13 protein-coding genes, 1 other RNA gene and 1 pseudogene are annotated in these 16164 nt (G+C 66.1%); 8 read left to right on the forward strand and 7 right to left on the reverse strand.

All coding sequences use genetic code 11. The features are described from left to right. Nucleotide 1 precedes the first annotated feature (1 nt). Nucleotides 2-547, reverse strand: a complete 546-nt coding sequence (locus BMY25_RS07585) for a GNAT family N-acetyltransferase (RefSeq protein WP_092496031.1) — start codon at nt 545-547, stop codon at nt 2-4. Between the two features lie 24 nt (nt 548-571). On the opposite strand from BMY25_RS07585, the gene ssrA reads away from it, so the two are divergent. The 6 genes and pseudogenes from ssrA to BMY25_RS07610 all read left to right on the forward strand — a co-directional run bounded on the left by ssrA (nt 572) and on the right by BMY25_RS07610 (nt 4480). After that, nucleotides 572-928: a transfer-messenger RNA gene (gene ssrA, locus BMY25_RS21085) on the forward strand. A 92-nt stretch (nt 929-1020) separates the two neighbouring features. Then, a complete protein-coding gene (locus tag BMY25_RS07590) occupies nt 1021-1536 on the forward strand; it encodes an SspB family protein (protein WP_092496032.1) in 516 nt (171 codons plus the stop codon). Nucleotides 1537-1724: 188 nt separating this feature from the next. Beyond that, nucleotides 1725-3125 (forward strand): class II fumarate hydratase, encoded by a 1401-nt coding sequence (gene fumC, locus BMY25_RS07595; RefSeq protein ID WP_092496033.1) that lies wholly within the window; start codon nt 1725-1727, stop codon nt 3123-3125. A 33-nt stretch (nt 3126-3158) separates the two neighbouring features. Then, nucleotides 3159-3416: a DUF4169 family protein gene (locus tag BMY25_RS07600; RefSeq protein WP_092496034.1), complete on the forward strand. Its 258-nt coding sequence runs from the start codon at nt 3159-3161 to the stop codon at nt 3414-3416. Nucleotides 3417-3426: 10 nt separating this feature from the next. Next, nucleotides 3427-3651: a ribbon-helix-helix domain-containing protein gene (locus tag BMY25_RS07605; protein ID WP_092496035.1), complete on the forward strand. Its 225-nt coding sequence runs from the start codon at nt 3427-3429 to the stop codon at nt 3649-3651. A 118-nt stretch (nt 3652-3769) separates the two neighbouring features. Next, nucleotides 3770-4480: pseudogene (locus tag BMY25_RS07610) on the forward strand (IS5 family transposase). A gap of 12 nt (nt 4481-4492) precedes the next feature. On the opposite strand, the gene BMY25_RS07615 reads toward BMY25_RS07610, so the two are convergent. The 4 genes from BMY25_RS07615 to BMY25_RS07630 all read right to left on the reverse strand — a co-directional run bounded on the left by BMY25_RS07615 (nt 4493) and on the right by BMY25_RS07630 (nt 11312). Beyond that, complete coding sequence (locus tag BMY25_RS07615; protein WP_346432144.1) at nt 4493-8308, reverse strand: AsmA family protein; 3816 nt, start codon at nt 8306-8308, stop codon at nt 4493-4495. A 25-nt stretch (nt 8309-8333) separates the two neighbouring features. Continuing rightward, on the reverse strand, nt 8334-9737 hold the full coding sequence (locus BMY25_RS07620) for an FAD-binding oxidoreductase (protein ID WP_092496037.1): 1404 nt from the start codon (nt 9735-9737) through the stop codon (nt 8334-8336). Between the two features lie 186 nt (nt 9738-9923). Continuing rightward, nucleotides 9924-10442 (reverse strand): cupin domain-containing protein, encoded by a 519-nt coding sequence (locus BMY25_RS07625; protein ID WP_092496038.1) that lies wholly within the window; start codon nt 10440-10442, stop codon nt 9924-9926. Between the two features lie 72 nt (nt 10443-10514). After that, the gene (locus BMY25_RS07630; protein WP_238858214.1) at nt 10515-11312 is read right to left on the reverse strand and encodes a dienelactone hydrolase family protein; all 798 of its coding nucleotides are present in this window, start codon (nt 11310-11312) and stop codon (nt 10515-10517) included. A 244-nt stretch (nt 11313-11556) separates the two neighbouring features. Between BMY25_RS07630 and BMY25_RS07635 the strand changes: the two genes are divergently transcribed. Beyond that, nucleotides 11557-13980 (forward strand): ATP-dependent helicase, encoded by a 2424-nt coding sequence (locus BMY25_RS07635; RefSeq protein WP_092496144.1) that lies wholly within the window; start codon nt 11557-11559, stop codon nt 13978-13980. 14 nt (nt 13981-13994) lie between these two features. Here BMY25_RS07635 and BMY25_RS07640 read toward each other — a convergent pair whose 3' ends face one another. After that, nucleotides 13995-14732 carry an FAD-binding oxidoreductase gene (locus BMY25_RS07640; RefSeq protein ID WP_092496040.1) on the reverse strand — a complete coding sequence of 246 codons (738 nt, stop codon included), beginning with the start codon at nt 14730-14732 and terminating at the stop codon, nt 13995-13997. 6 nt (nt 14733-14738) lie between these two features. Further along, on the reverse strand, nt 14739-15347 hold the full coding sequence (locus BMY25_RS07645; RefSeq protein WP_092496145.1) for a sulfite oxidase-like oxidoreductase: 609 nt from the start codon (nt 15345-15347) through the stop codon (nt 14739-14741). Between the two features lie 167 nt (nt 15348-15514). Here BMY25_RS07645 and BMY25_RS07650 point away from each other — a divergent pair, with 167 nt between their 5' ends. Beyond that, entirely contained in the window at nt 15515-16147 is a 633-nt protein-coding gene (locus BMY25_RS07650; RefSeq protein ID WP_092496041.1) for a YceI family protein, read from the forward strand. Nucleotides 16148-16164 lie beyond the last annotated feature (17 nt).

A 16164-nucleotide genomic window follows, 5' to 3' on the forward strand; every position in this document is an offset into this window, starting at 1 on the left:
CTTACTCCAACCGCGATGCGCCTGCGAGTCGGATTGCTTCCCACTCCGGCCGAAGCACCGCCATGATCAACTGGTCGCGGAACTCCCCGTTCATGTAGACGCTGCTGCGCTCCACGCCCTCCGCCTGGAAGCCGACAGCCTGATAGGTGCGCCGCGCCCGGAGATTTTCCGGGAAGAGCCCGAGCCACACGCGATGGGCATCCGTCTCGTCGAAGATCCGCGAGACCACTGCCGCCAGCATGCGCCTTCCATGCCCCTGCCCCGGCTGCCGCACCGCGATCCGACGCACCAGGGCCTTGCGATTCGCCGCCCCCCAGAACTCGACGAGAACGAAGCCCGCGGGCACTCCGTCCTTCTGGCCGATGAAATACGCGAAGGAGGGATCGGCGAAAGCCTGGCGGTGGCGCGCCTCCTCCCAGCGTCCGACGAACCGCTCGTATCCCTCGCCGCGCTCGGTCGCCATGATGAAGGGAATGTCCGCGGGGCTGGCTCGACGAAGCGGGAAGTCTCCCTGCGGAGACGGTGCAGGCTGGGCGTTGGCGTTCATGAAACCCCGATCATTTGCACCACGGGGCTTTGCAACCTCGCGGACCTTGCCTATATTCGTTTCGTGCCGGTCGCACCGGCTATGGCGATAAACGACCATCGTAATAAACCTATCGGACCCGGGGGCGGTACCCGGCGCCTCCACCACCAACGGTCTTCAGGACCGCTGCTGCTGGGGGCGAAACAGGATCGACGAGGGCGTAAAGGGTGTGTTTTTGCTCGGCATGGTACCGCCGTTATCGGGCTCTTAAAATAGTTGCCAATGACAACTATGCTCCGGTTGCTGTCGCCGCGTAATGCGGTGCCGGTAATGGAAATCAAGTCCTAGGGGGTAGCACTTCTGGGCGGGGTTCGGAGGCACCTGGCAACAGAAGCCTCCACTTCCTCCTTTTATTTCTGTCTTTCCCCTGCTCGTTCGCCGCATGCGCTCGTGGGCCATTGCAAGCTGCGTCCTCCCGACGTAGATTCCGCGCGATGTCGGAAGATCTGATCCGTTATGACGTGCTTGCGCAGGAAGCCCTGCGCGGTGTCGTTCGCAAGGTTTTGTCCGAGGTGGCCCAGACAGGGCTCCCCGGCGAGCACCACTTCTTTATCACCTTCGATACGCGTTCTCCCGGCGTCCGGATCTCTTCCCGCCTCCGGGGACAGTATCCGGAGGAGATGACGATCGTCCTGCAGCACCAGTTCTGGGACCTGAATATCGGGGACCAGCAGTTCGAGGTCGGGTTGTCCTTTCATGGCATTCCCGAGCGGCTCGTGGTGCCCTATCCCGCGATCAAGAGCTTCGTCGATCCGCATGCGAGCTTCGGCCTGAAGTTCGACCTGCCGGAAGAGGCGGAGCAGGCAACGGACGCGCCTGTCGACGTCGTGGCGGAGGTCGAGGGACCGGAAGTCGCGGCCGGGGCGCCCGAAGCGCAGGAAGAGCCGGCCAAGCAGGGCCCGGCCGCCGAGGTCGTGTCGCTGGACGCCTTCCGCAAGAAGAACGGCTAGCGCCGCCACTCGCCCTTTCGGATCGGGCCGCGCGCATGATCGCGGCGCCGCGCTTCGCAACCTTCGAAGGTCTTGCATCGGCTCCGGTCAGATGGGAAAAGGCTGCGTCGGCGTTTCCGCCGATGCCCGCCTGCACCTGATCTCGCCCGGTGCAGACGTCTCGTGCCCATGAGACCAGGACTGATTCAATGACCGGAACACGCACGGAAACCGATTCCTTCGGGCCGCTGGAAGTCCCCTCCGACAAGTATTGGGGCGCCCAGACGCAGCGCTCCCTGCAGAACTTCAAGATCGGCACGGAGACGATGCCCGCCCCCCTGGTCCGGGCGCTCGGCATCATCAAGCGCGCCGCTGCGCTCGCCAACCAGAACCTCGACATGCTTGACGAGAAGCTTGCAAGGGCGATCTCCGACGCGGCGCAGGAAGTGATCGACGGCAAGCTCAACGACAACTTCCCGCTCGTCGTGTGGCAGACCGGCTCCGGCACGCAGACCAACATGAACGCCAACGAGGTGATCTCCAACCGGGCGATCGAACTTCTCGGCGGCGAGATGGGCTCCAAGAAGCCGATCCACCCGAACGACCACGTCAACCGCAGCCAGTCCTCCAACGATACCTTCCCGACCGCGATGCACATCGCCGCGGCGGAGCAGATCGTCCACCTGCTGGTGCCGGCGTTGCAGCACCTGCGCGACGCGCTGCATGCCAAGGCGGAAGCGTTCAAGGACATCATCAAGATCGGCCGCACGCATACGCAGGACGCCACCCCGGTCACGCTCGGCCAGGAATTCTCCGGCTATGTCGCGCAGCTGGAATACGGCATCCGGCGCGTCAAGGATTCGGTCGACTACCTCTTCGAGCTGGCGCAGGGCGGCACCGCCGTCGGCACGGGCCTCAACGCCCATCCGAAATTCGCGGAGGCTTTCGCCGAGCAGGTCGCCGAGTCGACCGGCCTGCCCTTCCGCACCGCCCCGAACAAGTTCGAGGCGCTCGCCGCCCACGACGCCTATGTCTTCGTGCACGGCGCGCTGAACACCGTCGCGGTGTCGCTCTTCAAGATCGCCAACGACATCCGCTTCCTGGGCTCCGGCCCGCGTTCGGGCCTCGGCGAACTGAACCTGCCGGAAAACGAGCCGGGCTCCTCCATCATGCCGGGCAAGGTCAACCCGACCCAGTGCGAGGCCATGACCATGGTCTGCGCGCAGGTGATGGGCAACCAGACCACCGTCACGATCGCCGGCAGCCAGGGTCATTTCGAGCTCAACGTCTTCAAGCCGGTGCTCGCCTTCAACATGCTGCAGTCGATCCGGCTCCTGGCCGACGCCTCCAATTCCTTCGCCGACAATTGCGTGGTCGGGATCGAGGCGAACGAGGCGCGAATCAAGGACCTGATGGAGCGTTCGCTGATGCTGGTGACGGCGCTGGCCCCGAAGATCGGCTACGACAACGCGACCAAGGTCGCCAAGACCGCCCACAAGAACGGCACGACGCTTCGCGAGGAGGCCGTCCGCCTCGGTTTCGTAACGGAAGCGGAGTTTGACGAGGTCGTTCGCCCCGAGCACATGATCGGACCGAACGCGGCCGGCTGATCCCGGCCGGTCGATCGCGAGGAACTGAAGCCAATGGTCGAGCCGATCAATCTGCGTCTGGCTCGCAAGAGAAAGGCCCGCGACGAAGCCGCGGGCCAGGCGGCCGCTAACCGCGTCGCCTTCGGCCGCACGAAGGCCGAAAAGCAGGGCACGGCGCTGGAACAAGAGAAAGCGGGCCGAGCCCTTGAAGGTCACCGCCGGCCGCGCGAAAGCTCCGGCCCGACCGGAGAAGTTCCCGGAGATTCCGGGGCCGCGTCCGGGCCTGACGCCCCTTCCCGCCCCAAACGCTGACCTGACCATCATGAAAAAGCGATCGGTCACCCTGCAGGGCCATTCCACCAGCGTCTCGGTGGAGGAACCCTTCTGGCAGGAACTGAAGCGCATGGCCGCCGCGGGAAATCTGTCCCTCTCGCAGTTGATCTCCGGCATCGATGAGGCGCGCGGTACGGAGAACCTGTCCTCGGCTCTCCGGCTGGCCGTGCTTCAGGATCTCAAGACTCGGCTGGAAACCTCCGCCCTCACCTGAGCCTGGGGCGGATCGACATTCAGGATTCCCAGACGGGTAGAGTGTTGATTCATAGGGTTCCCTGCGGGAGCGCGGAGCGGATTATGACGAGCAAGCGCTGTGAGGTAGACCACAGGCAGTGAGCACGGTCGCGCCGTTGCTGCCGGGGCAGGCTGGAGATCCGGGCCGTGCAGGGTCGGACAACCCTTGTTCGTGATGGACGTTTGTGGGGGGCAGCGCTCAGGCGCGCATCGGTGTGACCTGCCGGAGCGCTACGGCCAATGGAAGACGGTGCATCGCCGCTCAAGCCGCTGGTGTCATGCCGGGGTGTGGGAGCGAGCCTTCGAGGCACTCACCGCCGATCGCGACAACCTGTACCTCGTGATCGACAGCACCATCGTTCGCGCGCACCAGCAGGCCGCGAGCGGGGCTCTGGATCAGTTGCTGGGGCGTTCGCGAGGCGGACTGACCACCAGGATCCACACGCTGGCAGACGCGCTCCGTCGGCCGTTGCGGTTCATCATCACCGCAGGCCAGCGGCGACATCACACAAGTACCTATCTCCCGAGAACTCCACGCCGGAAGCGCCGTGCTCTCCGCCGAAGCCTATGGCAGCAATGCCTTGCGCGCCACCATCGCCAGCATGAACGTCCTAGCGGTGATCCCCTCCAACCTCTTCCGCATGATTTCCATTCCCCACGACGCGATCGCCTACAAGCACCGCAACCTCATCGAGCGGCGGTTCAGAAGACTCAAACACTTCCGCCGCTTCGCCATCCGTTACGATCGCCGCACCATCCATTTCACCGGCTTCGTCCACCTCGCCGCCATGATGATCTGGCTACGCTGAACGTCGATCGCCCTAGCCGGGCGGCGTGCCGGCTGCCGGGCCGCCGGATGCTGCGCCCGGATCGTGCGAGGGCCCGAGATCACGCAAGGGGCTCGAATCCTGCAAAGGAAACGACTTGCGCAGGATCTGGTCGAGCTTTTCCGAATCCTGTTCCACATTCCGGGTGCCGGCAGCGGGTGCCGGCACGCGCGGCGTCGGTCGCGGCTCCGGGGTCGGCGGCGGCGCTGTCTCGGCCTGTGGCGGTTGGCTGGGCGGGTTGGCCTGTCGGCTGTCGGGCTGCGTTTCCGGCATTGCCGGCCTGCTTGCGGCGGAAGGGCTGGCCGAGGAGGCGTCAGGTGCCGCCGGGGGCGGCGTTGCCTCGGCGGCAGGTGCGGGTTCAGGCTTCGGCGGGTGGGCCTCGACCTCCCGCTGAGCGGCCTGCTGGCGCTCCAGCTTCATCAGGCGGTCGAGCCTTTGCTTTTCCACAATATCCGCCTGCAGGGTCTCGATTTCGTCCACCTGACGGCTGAGCGCGCGCACGTTCAGGAAGCTCACGAGCGGGCCGACATCGATCGAGCGACGCGGCGCGGCGGCGGGTCCGTCGAAGTTCAACACAACCTCGGGCCGGGTCTCGCCGAGCTTCTTGTCCGTCGTGGGCATCTTCAGCGACCAGGAGCTGGCGAGATGCATGCTGTCGAGATCGAGGGTGGCGGTCGCAAGGCCGGTCAGTGGCTGCGCGGTGAAGGACAGCGCCGGAATCCGGATTTCGCCCGAGCCGACCGAGAACGAGCCCGTAGCATGCGGCACGGCGATGGAGCCGTTGCCGAACGTGCTTCCGAACGTCTTGCCTATCGTGTCCTTGTTGATCGCGAGCCCCGCATCCACCGCATGGATCGTGTTGCGGAATGCCGCCGGATTGATCGCCGGAAACACCGCGCCGTCCAGCGTCAGAGTACCGCCGCCGTTCAGCGCGGACACCAGTTCGGCGATCGAGCGGCCGTGGCTGCTGACGTCCAGCGAGCCGGCCACCGTGCCGGAGCCGACGGGCTTGCCGCCCTGCGCCCAGACGAGGTCGCCCAGCCGCGCGCCGTTCAGCGAAGCCCGCAGCGTCACGTTCGCCTCGCCATTGTTCATGCCGGACTGCAGCATGCCCTTGAGCTGGCCGCCCGCGAGGCTGGCCGTGAGCTGGCCGATGTCGAGCTTGCCGCCGGCATAACCGAGGTTCATCGCGGCGTCGCTGCCGCTGATGCCGGAACCCAGGTCGATCTTGGCAGCCGAGACTTTCAAATCGACGCTCACCGGCCCCGGCAGCGCACTGGACAGGCTGCCATCCGGCCACTTGCCGTCGATGAAACGAGGCGGAACGCCGACGAAGAAACCGACGAGTTCCGGCAGGTCGACCGTGCCCGTACTGATATCTCCGGTGAGCTTCTGCCCGGCGGAGAGGTCCGCCGCCAGCGAGCCCTTGAGATCCGCCCCGTTCAGCGTGCCCGAAACAAGCCGCAGCTGCAGGGCGCTGCCCTTGCCGGTAAGCGGTCCATGCAGCGCCAGCGAGTGTCCGGCGCCGAGATCCGGCACGGCCATGCCCGCCATCATCAGCGCGGGATCGATATCGGCGGTGCTCGCATCGAGCCGGCCCGAAATCTGCACCGACTCGCCTTCCACGGCGCCGGCCGTTCCATCGAAGCTCGCCTTGATCCCGGCGAGATCGCCCTGCACGTTCAGCGCGCCGATGGAATTCAGCGCCCCGCTGAAGCTCACCTTGACGTTGGCCGGGCCGGAGCGCTCGACGGGCACGGGAGCAAGGCCGAACTGCCGCAGCAACGTGACGCTGTCATCGGCGGCGATCACCCCATCGACACGCCCCTTGATCGCGGCGGGCTCGTTGACGCTGCCCTTGCCGGACGCGTTCAGCGTGACGCGCGTGCCGGCGAAGGTGCCGTTGACGTTGAGGCTCAGCGCCTCCTGATCGTCGATCTCGAAGGAGATGTCGGATTTGGCTGGGGTGAGCGCCGGCGCGAGGGCGGCGAAGCGAAGTGCCGCCGGATTGTCGGGCCTGACCGTCGTCAGGAACGCGGCCGCCGCCTTCAGGTCCTGCGCGGAAACGGAGGCGTCGATCCGACCCTGGGGCTTGCCGAGCGGGTCATGGATATTGCCGTGCGCGTTGATCTGCGCGCCCGCGAAATCGCCGATCGAGAGATTGCTGATATCCAGAGCGTTGGCGTCCATGGTCGCCTGCACGGCAACCTTGCTGGCCTCGAAGCCGCTGGCGACGAGCTTGTCCGTCTTGAGATCGAGCAGCATCTCCGTACCGTCCGGGCGCCACTGGCGTCCGGTCACGAGATGCAGGAGCGCGCTGCCTTGATCGATATCGAAGCGGTCGGCCTGAAGATTGGCCGCGACGAAGGTCTGGTTGTTTTCCGGGAAGTGCCGGAAGGAAATGGCGCCCCGCACCTGGCCCTCGCCGAGCCCGGCCTTGATCGAAGAAAGCTTCTGGATGCGCGGACGGAGATCGAGATCCGCCTCCACGGAGAAGGGCGAAAGGCCAGCCGCCGCGGCGGGATTGCCCTGCCACCATCCGGCAAAAGCCGCCGGCTGATCGCAGGTGAGCTTGCCGTGGCCCTGGAAGGCCGTTTCCTCGCCGGGCAGAAGCCCGCCGCTGAGGCTCGCCTGCGTGTTGCCCGGCAGGAGCGCGCTCGCCCGGCTGAGGCGCCAGCCGCCCTTTTCCGGCGCGATTTCGGCGGCGACGTTCTGCATGACATTGCCGCCGATCACCACACTCTTGGCGGCGAGGCTGAGCGTGCCGGGCACGGGCGGCAGCGGCGCGGCGCGGGCCAGCGCGACGAGGCGGTCGAGCGCGGTCTCGACGGAAACGGGATCGTCGACTGAGCCGCCCAGCGCCCGGTCGACATCGATCTGGTTTGTCCCGATGGAAGCATCGAAGCGCGCGGCGGGACCGAGCGCGGCAGTGGCCTTGCCCTCCAGGATCAGCGCGCGGCCGGGCGGGCCGTAGTTCACCTTGATCTGCGGCAGCTTCAGCGACTGCGCGTCGAGTTCCATGTTGGCCGTGGCGGAAAGGGCCGCCCAGGGCGACGGATGCTTCTCGTCGGCGGGAGGCTTGATACCGGAGAGCGCCGCCGTTCCGGTGAAGCTCGGCACCTGCCCCGCCGCCAGCCGCAAGCGACCGTCGAACAGCGTGGAAACCGGGATGCTCGCCGGCGTGACGGAAACCTTCACGGGCAGGTCACCCGCGGGGGTCAGGGCGCCGGCGCCGAGATCCACGTCGAATGGCTGGCCTTCCAGCGAGAACTGCGCCCGCATCCGGCCCGGGCCTTGCAGCGACTGCGCGCTGATCTGCGCCGCGACCTGCTCGGCGTGCCAGCGCCGCCCGGTGCGGCTGTCGGTGATATCGGCCCTGCCGCCAGTCAGGGAGACGTTGGCGAGCCCTACATTGGCGAGGTCGATGGGCGGGCGCTCGGGCCCCGCGGCGCCCGGTTGAGAAAGATCCGCGAGATCGAAGCGGAATGTCGGCCGCTCCACGTCCATCTGGGTGATCTGGAAGCGGCCGCTGAAAAGCGAGGAGAGTTCGAGCTCGGCGCGGAAGCGCTCGACGCTGACCTGCGCCTTGCCCTCGTTGCCGATCCGCACATCGGTGAAGCTCAGGGTGGGCGTCGGCAGGATCCGAAGTTCCGCCTTGCCCGCGACCGTCACCGGCACGCCGAGATAACGGCTCCCCTCCCGCTCGAAGGTCGTACGGTAATTCGTCCAGTCCACGAAGTAGGGGCCGACCAGAGCCGTCACGAGGACGGCGATGATCAGGATACCGACCGATATGAAGATCTTGTTCAGATCGCCCTCCCCTCCCGTGCGGCGTTCAGGTCCGCATGATCTTCCCGGGGTTCATGATGTTGAGCGGATCGAGCGCCCGCTTGATGGTGCGCATGACATCGACCGCGTGGCCGAGTTCATGCTCCAGATAGGCCATCTTCCCCTGGCCGATCCCATGTTCCCCCGTACACGTTCCATCCATGGCAATGGCACGCTTGGCAAGGCGGGACATCAGGGTTTCCGCACTTTCCAGTTCCTTTGCGTCCTTTGTGTCGACAAGGACGCTCAGATGGAAGTTGCCGTCGCCGACATGGCCGACGATGGGGGCCAGGATACCGAGTTCGGCAAGATCGGCCTGCGTCTCCGCCACGCAATCGGCGAGCCGGGAAATCGGCACGCAGACATCGGTGGAAATAACGTCGACGCCCGGTCGCAGGCCCTTGGCCGCCCAGTAGGCGTCATGCCGCGCCTGCCACATCCGGGCGCGGTCCTCCTCACGGGTGAACCACTGGAAGCCGGAGCCGCCGAACTCCCCGGCGATCTCGCCGAAGTTCTCCGCCTGCTCCTTCACGCCTTCCGGCGTGCCGTGGAATTCCAGGAGCAGCGCCGGGGTTTCCGGCAGGTCGAGCTTGGCGAAGGCATTCGTGGCCTTCACCTGCAGTTCGTCCATCAGCTCGATCCGCGCGACCGGGATTCCGTACTGGATCGTGGCGATAACGGCGTTGCACGCTTCCGGCACGCTCGGGAACGAGCAGAAGGCCGAGGATACCGCCTGCGGGATACCCTGCAGCTTCAGCGTGAGTTCCGTGATGATGCCGAGCGTGCCTTCCGCGCCGATCATCAGCCGCGTCAGGTCGTATCCGGCCGAAGTCTTCTTGGCGCGGTTCGCGGTCTTCATCACCGAGCCGTCCGCCATCACGACGGTGAGGTTCAGGACATTGTCCTTCATCGTGCCGTAACGCACGGCATTGGTACCGGAGGCCCGGGTGGAAGCCATCCCGCCCAGCGTCGCCTCAGCGCCGGGATCGATGGGGAAGAAGAGCCCGAGATCGCGGAGATGCTCGTTCAGTTGCTTGCGGTTGACCCCCGGCTGCACCACGCAGTCGAGATCCTCGGCGTGAACCTCCACGATGCGGTTCATCCGCGTCATGTCGAGGGAAACGCCGCCGGCCGGCGCATTCAGCTGGCCCTCCAGCGAGGAGCCGGAACCGAAAGGCACGATCGGCGTGCGGTTCGCCGCGCAGATCCGGACGATCTCGCTCACCTCTTCCGTGCTCTCGGGATAGAGAACCGCGTCCGGCGGCTGGTTGCCGACCCAGGTGGTCGTGTGCCCGTGCTGCTCGCGAAGAGCCTGCGCCTGGCTCACCCGATCGCCGAAACGCGCCTTCAGAGCGGCGATCGTCGCGGCAATGCCGCTTTCGTTGCGAGGCAGAAATTCAGCGCGTCCCATGGCGTCCCTCAAGGAGAGCCGGCTTCCCGATGAGCCGGTCCATCGTTCTCGCCTCTTTTGCGACTTCACATCGTCGAAGGGCAAGCCCGCAAGCGCAATCTGGCGGATTGGCACAGACCGGAGAGGGAATAAGCCTGCGCCGAAAGGAGAAGACGGGGGGGTCACGACGGGGTATCGCCGGATTCGTCAGCCCGTCTTGTCGCGCCAGGCCGGAACGAGCGCCCCGTCCCCGCCCAGAACCGGATCGGTCGCCGGGAGCGGCAAATGCTTGATGGCGGCGGCGGCCTTTTCGATATCCGAGCTTTCGGGCCGGATCACGCGACCGTTCTGGCCGGGTGGATAGGCCCCGACGATGCTGAAGTCGGACGAGGCGGACAGGCGCTTGTGGCCGGTGCCGGCCGGCAGCACGACGACGTCGCCCGCTTTGAGATCGACCTCGATCCGATTATCGCCGCCGAGCCCGATCTTCGCCTTGCCGGAGACGACGCCCAGCACTTCGTGCCCTTCCGTGTGGAAATGCCAGTAGGCGAAGACGCCGTTGACCCACGTGCCCTCCCAGCCGTTGCGCTGGAAAAGCGTCTGGCAGCCTTCCGCGAAGCAGTCGCCCGCCTTCAGCGCGTCTCTATAGAAGAGCACCGGCAGGCTGTTGTTGGGAATGCCGCCATCCGGCTCCAGCGAGAAGATCTCAACATCCGCTTCAGCCATTCCGCCCCTCCGAAAGCCCGGCGGCAAAGGCGCCGCCGGGCTCTAACGCGGAGAAGCCGAACCGGCTCCCGGTCAGCTTCGCGCGGAGAGATACTGGTGCAGGAACTCCGTCGTCCGATCCCAGGCGAGCTTCGCGTCCTCCGCGTCGTAGCGCGCGCCGGTCGGGTTGGCGAAGGCATGGTCGGCATCGTACCAGTAGGCGGTGAAGAGCTCCGACTTGCCGGCCTTCTTCAGCTCCGCCTCGAAGCCCTCGACCATCTCCTTGTTGATGTGATCGTCCTCGGTGCCGAACTGGCCGAGCACCGGGCAGTGAAGGTTCTGCAACTCGCCAGCTTTCTTGGCGACGCTGCCGTAATAGACGACGCAGGCATCGACGGGCGCGGCCAGCGCCGTATTCAGCGACCAGCCGCCGCCGAAGCACCAGCCGACCGTGCCGACCTTACCGGTGGAATCCTTGTGCCCCCGGAGATAATCGACCGCCCCCGCCAGGCTCTCGGTCGCTTCCTTGGAATCGACCGCCTTCATGGCCGCCTGCGCCTCGTCCGGGCTCCTGGCGACGGTTCCGCCGTAGAGATCGACGGCAAGCGCGATGTAGCCCTGCTCGGCCAGCTCCGCCGCGACCGACTTGATCTGGTCATTGAGCCCCCACCATTCGTGGATCAGGATGACGGCCGGCGCCGGCAGCTGCTTCGGCATTGCGATCACGCCGGACACCTTGCCGCCCGTCTTGGTGGTCACGTTGACCGGCTCAAGCCGTGCCGCCTGCGCATGCGCGAGATCGGGGAAGGCCAGCACGGTCGCCAGCGGCAGCGCCATCGTTCCCGCCAGAAAGGCGCGGCGATCCGTCTCCGCCAGCGGGATCGGCGGCATGTCCCTGTGGCTTCCGCATCCGTCGAGTGTACACATGGCGTTGCTCCCTTTTGGCCAGAGACGAAGGTCAGGGCGGCGATCATAGCGCCGGATCGTCACGCCGTCGCCTCACCGAAACGCGACGGCCCTCATCCCGATGCGAAGTCGCCCCGCCGTTCCCATATGAAGGCGACCGGCTTTGGTTGGGCCTCGCCATCGGGCTCATGTTGCCGTATTGTTCTCCGAACTCATGTCTTGGGAATCGATGTCCGAACCCGTCCGCCGCACCGACCTCACGAAACCTGCAACGGAGCTCGACGCTTCTGAGGGGGCTGCGGACGGTGCGCCGCGCCCGCCGAAACAGGGGATCGCCGCGCGTGCGATGGCGGCGCGATCGGGTCCCAGCCAGGCGTCGTTCTTCGACGGGATGAACCCGGAGCAGCGCGAGGCGGTGGAAACGACCGAGGGTCCCCTGCTCGTGCTGGCCGGCGCGGGCACGGGCAAGACGCGTGTTTTGACGACACGCATCGCCCACATCCTCGCCTCCGGCCGCGCCTATCCCTCGCAGATCCTCGCCGTCACTTTCACCAACAAGGCGGCGCGGGAGATGAAGAACCGCATCGGCCGGCTGATCGGCGAAGGCTCGGCGGAGGGCATGCCGTGGCTCGGCACGTTCCACTCCATCGGCGTCAAGATCCTGCGCCGGCACGCGGAGCTGGTGGATCTCCGGTCCGACTTCACCATCCTCGATACCGACGACCAGATCCGGCTCCTGAAGCAGATCCTGTCGGCCGCCAATGTCGATGAGAAACGCTGGCCCGCGCGCCAGCTCGCCTCCGCCATCGACGGCTGGAAGAACCGCGGGCTCTCTCCCGACAAGGTGCCGCAGGGCGAAGGTTACGCCTATGCCAACGGCAAGGGCGCGGAGCTCTATGCGGAGTACCAGGGACGGCTGAAGGCGCTGAACGCCGCCGATTTCGGCGATCTCCTGACGGAGTGCCTGCGGCTCTTCCGCGAGCATCCGGATGTGCTCGCCGATTTCCAGAAGCGCTTCCGCTACATGCTCGTGGACGAGTACCAGGACACCAACGTCGCCCAGTATCTCTGGCTGCGGCTCCTTGCGCAGGGCAACCGCAACATCTGCTGCGTCGGCGACGACGACCAGTCGATTTATGGCTGGCGCGGCGCGGAGGTGGACAACATCCTTCGCTTCGAGCGGGATTTCGAAGGCGCCAAGGTCATCCGGCTTGAGCGCAACTATCGCTCCACCGGGCACATCCTCGCCGCCGCCTCCGGGCTGATCGCGCATAACGAGGACCGGCTGGGCAAGACGCTCTTCACCGAGACGGCGGAGCTGGGCGACCGCGTCGCCGTCACCTCCGGCTGGGATTCCGGCGAGGAAGCCCGCGCGATCGGCGAGGATATCGAGCAGCGGCAGCGGCAGGGCCACTCGCTGAACGAGATGGCGATCCTCGTCCGCGCGTCCTTCCAGATGCGCGAGTTCGAAGACCGCTTCATCACGCTCGGCCTGAATTACCGCGTCATCGGCGGCCCGCGCTTCTTCGAGCGCATGGAGATCCGCGACGCGCTGGCCTATCTCCGCGCGACGGTGAACCCAGCCGACGACCTCGCCTTCGAGCGCATCGTCAACACGCCCAAGCGCGGGCTTGGCGCCGCCACGCTGCAGCAGATCCACGCCCATGCGCGCAGCCGCAACATTCCGCTGATGGCGGCGGCGGCCGAACTCAGCCAGTCTGAGGAGCTGAAGCCGAAAGCGCGGCAGACGCTCGGCGGCATCGTGCAATCCTTCGCGCGCTGGTCGGCACAAGTCCCCAACATGCGCCACGCGGACCTGGCGGAAATGATCCTGGAGGAAAGCGGCTACACCGAGATGTGGCAGCTCGACCGCTCGGCCGAAGCTCCGGGTCGGCTGGAGAATCTCAAGGAACTCGTCAACAACATGGGCGACTACGAGTCGCTGCAAAGCTTCCTGGAGCACGTCTCGCTGGTGATGGACGCGGAAGGCGCGGAGGCGGAAGAAGCCGTTTCCATCATGACGCTGCATTCCGCCAAGGGGCTGGAGTTCGATACGGTCTACCTTCCGGGCTGGGAGGAAGGCCTTTTCCCGCACCAGCGCTCGGTCGACGAGAACGGCCGCGCGGGCCTGGAGGAAGAACGCCGCCTTGCCTATGTCGGCATCACGCGCGCCCGGCGGAAGGCGTCGATCTGGTTCGTGTCCAACCGCCGCGTCCACGGCCTCTGGCAATCCACGGTGCCGTCGCGCTTCCTGGACGAATTGCCGGAGGACCACGTCGAGGTGTCGGAACCCGCAAGCTATGGCGGTTACGGCGCGGGCGGCATGGGCGGCTACGGCATGTCGCGCTTCGACCAGATGGAGCCCTTCAACTCCGCCTATCGCACACCCGGCTGGCAGCGCGCGCAGGCGAACCGAGACCGGGTCGATCCGCGCAAGCGCACCACCGCGTCCCGCCAGCCACTGACCATCGAGGGCGACCTGATCGCCAAGAGTGTGATCGGCGGCACCGCGAAGTTCGCCAAGGGCCAGCGCGTCTTCCACCAGAAGTTCGGCCCCGGCACGATCGCCGATGTCGACGGCAACAAGCTGACCGTGGACTTCGACAAGGCCGGGCAGAAGCGCGTGCTGGACAGCTTCATCGAGGAGAGCTGAGAATTCCTCAGCTCTCACGCCCCGTAGCGTTCGGTTCGGATAACCTGCGGCGGCACGCCTTCGTCCACGAGGCCGGATGCGACGTTTTCCACGAAGGGATTGGAGCCGCAGACATAGACGAGTGACGGCGGGACCCCCCACTTTCCCAGCACTTCCGCGAGCATCGTCCGGTCGATGCGCCGGCCGTAGTCGCCTTCCCGTTCCGGCGTCTCGCGCGTGGTCACGGCCACGAAGCCAAAGGCGGGCAGCCGCGCCTGGAGGTCCAGCAGCTCGTCGCGAAAGACCAGATCCTCCGAGCGGCGCGCCGAGTGGATCAGCAACGCCGGCGTGTCCGGCGCGGCAACTGCCAGATCGCGGACGATCGCCATTAGCGGCGCGATGCCCGAGCCGCCGGCCACCAGCAGCAGCGGCCCCCCATCGTCCTTCCTCCAGACGAAATAACCCCCGATCGGCCCGCGCACCTCGATGACGTCGTCGGCCTGCGCGATCTCGTGAAAGAAGGGCGAGACCTCACCGCCTTCCAGCCGCTCGATGATGAGTTCGGTGCTGGCGGAGCCCGGCGCGGAGGAGATCGAATAGCTCCGCTGCGCCTGATAGCCGTCCGGCGCCGTCAGCCGGACATCCACATGCTGCCCGGCGACGGATCGCGGCAGGTCAGCGCGGAGCAAGACGCTGACGATATCCGGCGTGCGCGGCACGATCCGCTCGATCGACGCCTCGCGCCAGCGCAGCCGCTCGGACACCTCGCTCACGATCCGTCAGAGATCGTCGCGGAAGCGCTGCTCCGCCCAGGGATCGCCGCGCATATGGTAGCCCCGCAATTCCCAGAAGCCGGCTTCGTCCCTCTCGGTGAATTGCAGGCCATTCAGCCATTTCGCCGATTTCCAGAGATAGAGATGCGGCACCAGAAGCCGGGCGGGCCCGCCATGGTCCGGCGTGATCGGCTCCCCGGCATAAAGCAGCGCGATCATCGCCTTGCCCCCGACGAGATCGTCGGTCGGCACGTTGGTGGAATAGCCGTCATAGGAATGGGCGAGCGTGAAGCCGGTCGGCGCGGAGATGTTGGCGGCGGCGACGATGTCGTCCACCAGCACGCCCTGCCACGCCGTGTCGAGCTTGGACCATCTGGTGACGCAATGGATGTCGCGCGTCATCCTGCTCTGCGGCAGGTCGTTCATCTCCTCCCAGCTGAAGGTCGCGACCTTGCGCGGGCCGACCTTCAGCGTGAAGGACCAGTCATCCAGCCGCACGCGCGGCGTCGGCCCGGCTGAGAGGACCGGAAAATCCTCCGTCAGGTATTGCCCAGGCGGAATGCGGTCCGCGACTTCGGAAGGCTGTCGCCGCCCGGTGAACCCACGGGTGATCATGCTTTCCTCCTGACGGCCCATGCAGGGCGCCGCTGCGTCAACACCAGAGGTCGGCAACAGTGCCGCTTTCGTCAATCCCGCGACCGTGCGGCCGATTGGATTTCCTTGCGCATTCCGGTAGTTCATCGATCATGTCGGACACGCCCCCAGCCGACAGGAGACCCTCGATGAACCTCAAGATCGCTGCCGCCGCCCTGCTGATCGCCTGCTCCGGCCTTCCCGCCGCGGCGCTGGCCCAGAGCCAGCCTTCGGCGCCCAACTACACGCACGATCCGCGCGAGGTGAAGGCGGGCGAGTACGTGCTGGATTCCGCACACGGCAAGATCACCTGGGTCATCAACCATCAGGGCTATTCCAGCTTCGTCGGGCACTTCACCGGCGTGAAGGCGAACCTGACCTACGATGCCTCCAACGTCTCCAAAATGGCGCTTTCCGTCACCGTGGACATCAACAATGTCGCGACGCTGGTGCCGGAACTCGACGAGCACCTGAAGACACCCGATTTCTTCGACGCGGCGAAATTCCCGGCCGCGACCTTCAAGGCGACCCGTTTCCAGAAGACGGGCGCGAAGACCGCCAAGGTCACGGGCGAACTGACGCTGCATGGCGTGACGAAGCCCTTCACCATGGAAGTGAGCTTCAACCAGGCCGGCTCCGATCCGTTCGAGAAGCAGTACCGCGTCGGTTTCACCGGCAAGGGCGTGCTCAAGCGCTCCGATTACGGCATGAAGCAGTTCCTGCCGGCCATCGGCGACAGCGTCGCGCTTGAAATGGAAGGCGAATTCGTAGAGGCCAGGTAGACCTTACGCCGGACCCT

Origin of the sequence: Faunimonas pinastri (genome assembly GCF_900110915.1) — a bacterium.
Lineage (GTDB): Bacteria > Pseudomonadota > Alphaproteobacteria > Rhizobiales > Afifellaceae > Faunimonas > Faunimonas pinastri.

Bases quoted from the DNA above. Each gene is read 5' to 3' on its own strand.
- BMY25_RS07620 (WP_092496037.1), bottom strand. From the start codon at position 9,737: ATGGGACGCGCTGAATTTCTGCCTCGCAACGAAAGCGGCATTGCCGCG.
- BMY25_RS07625 (WP_092496038.1), bottom strand. From the start codon at position 10,442: ATGGCTGAAGCGGATGTTGAGATCTTCTCGCTGGAGCCGGATGGCGGC.
- BMY25_RS07600 (WP_092496034.1), top strand. From the start codon at position 3,159: ATGGTCGAGCCGATCAATCTGCGTCTGGCTCGCAAGAGAAAGGCCCGC.
- fumC (WP_092496033.1), top strand. From the start codon at position 1,725: ATGACCGGAACACGCACGGAAACCGATTCCTTCGGGCCGCTGGAAGTC.
- BMY25_RS07635 (WP_092496144.1), top strand. From the start codon at position 11,557: ATGTCCGAACCCGTCCGCCGCACCGACCTCACGAAACCTGCAACGGAG.
- BMY25_RS07590 (WP_092496032.1), top strand. From the start codon at position 1,021: ATGTCGGAAGATCTGATCCGTTATGACGTGCTTGCGCAGGAAGCCCTG.
- BMY25_RS07630 (WP_238858214.1), bottom strand. From the start codon at position 11,312: ATGCCGCCGATCCCGCTGGCGGAGACGGATCGCCGCGCCTTTCTGGCG.
- BMY25_RS07585 (WP_092496031.1), bottom strand. From the start codon at position 547: ATGAACGCCAACGCCCAGCCTGCACCGTCTCCGCAGGGAGACTTCCCG.
- BMY25_RS07645 (WP_092496145.1), bottom strand. From the start codon at position 15,347: ATGATCACCCGTGGGTTCACCGGGCGGCGACAGCCTTCCGAAGTCGCG.
- BMY25_RS07605 (WP_092496035.1), top strand. From the start codon at position 3,427: ATGAAAAAGCGATCGGTCACCCTGCAGGGCCATTCCACCAGCGTCTCG.
- BMY25_RS07650 (WP_092496041.1), top strand. From the start codon at position 15,515: ATGAACCTCAAGATCGCTGCCGCCGCCCTGCTGATCGCCTGCTCCGGC.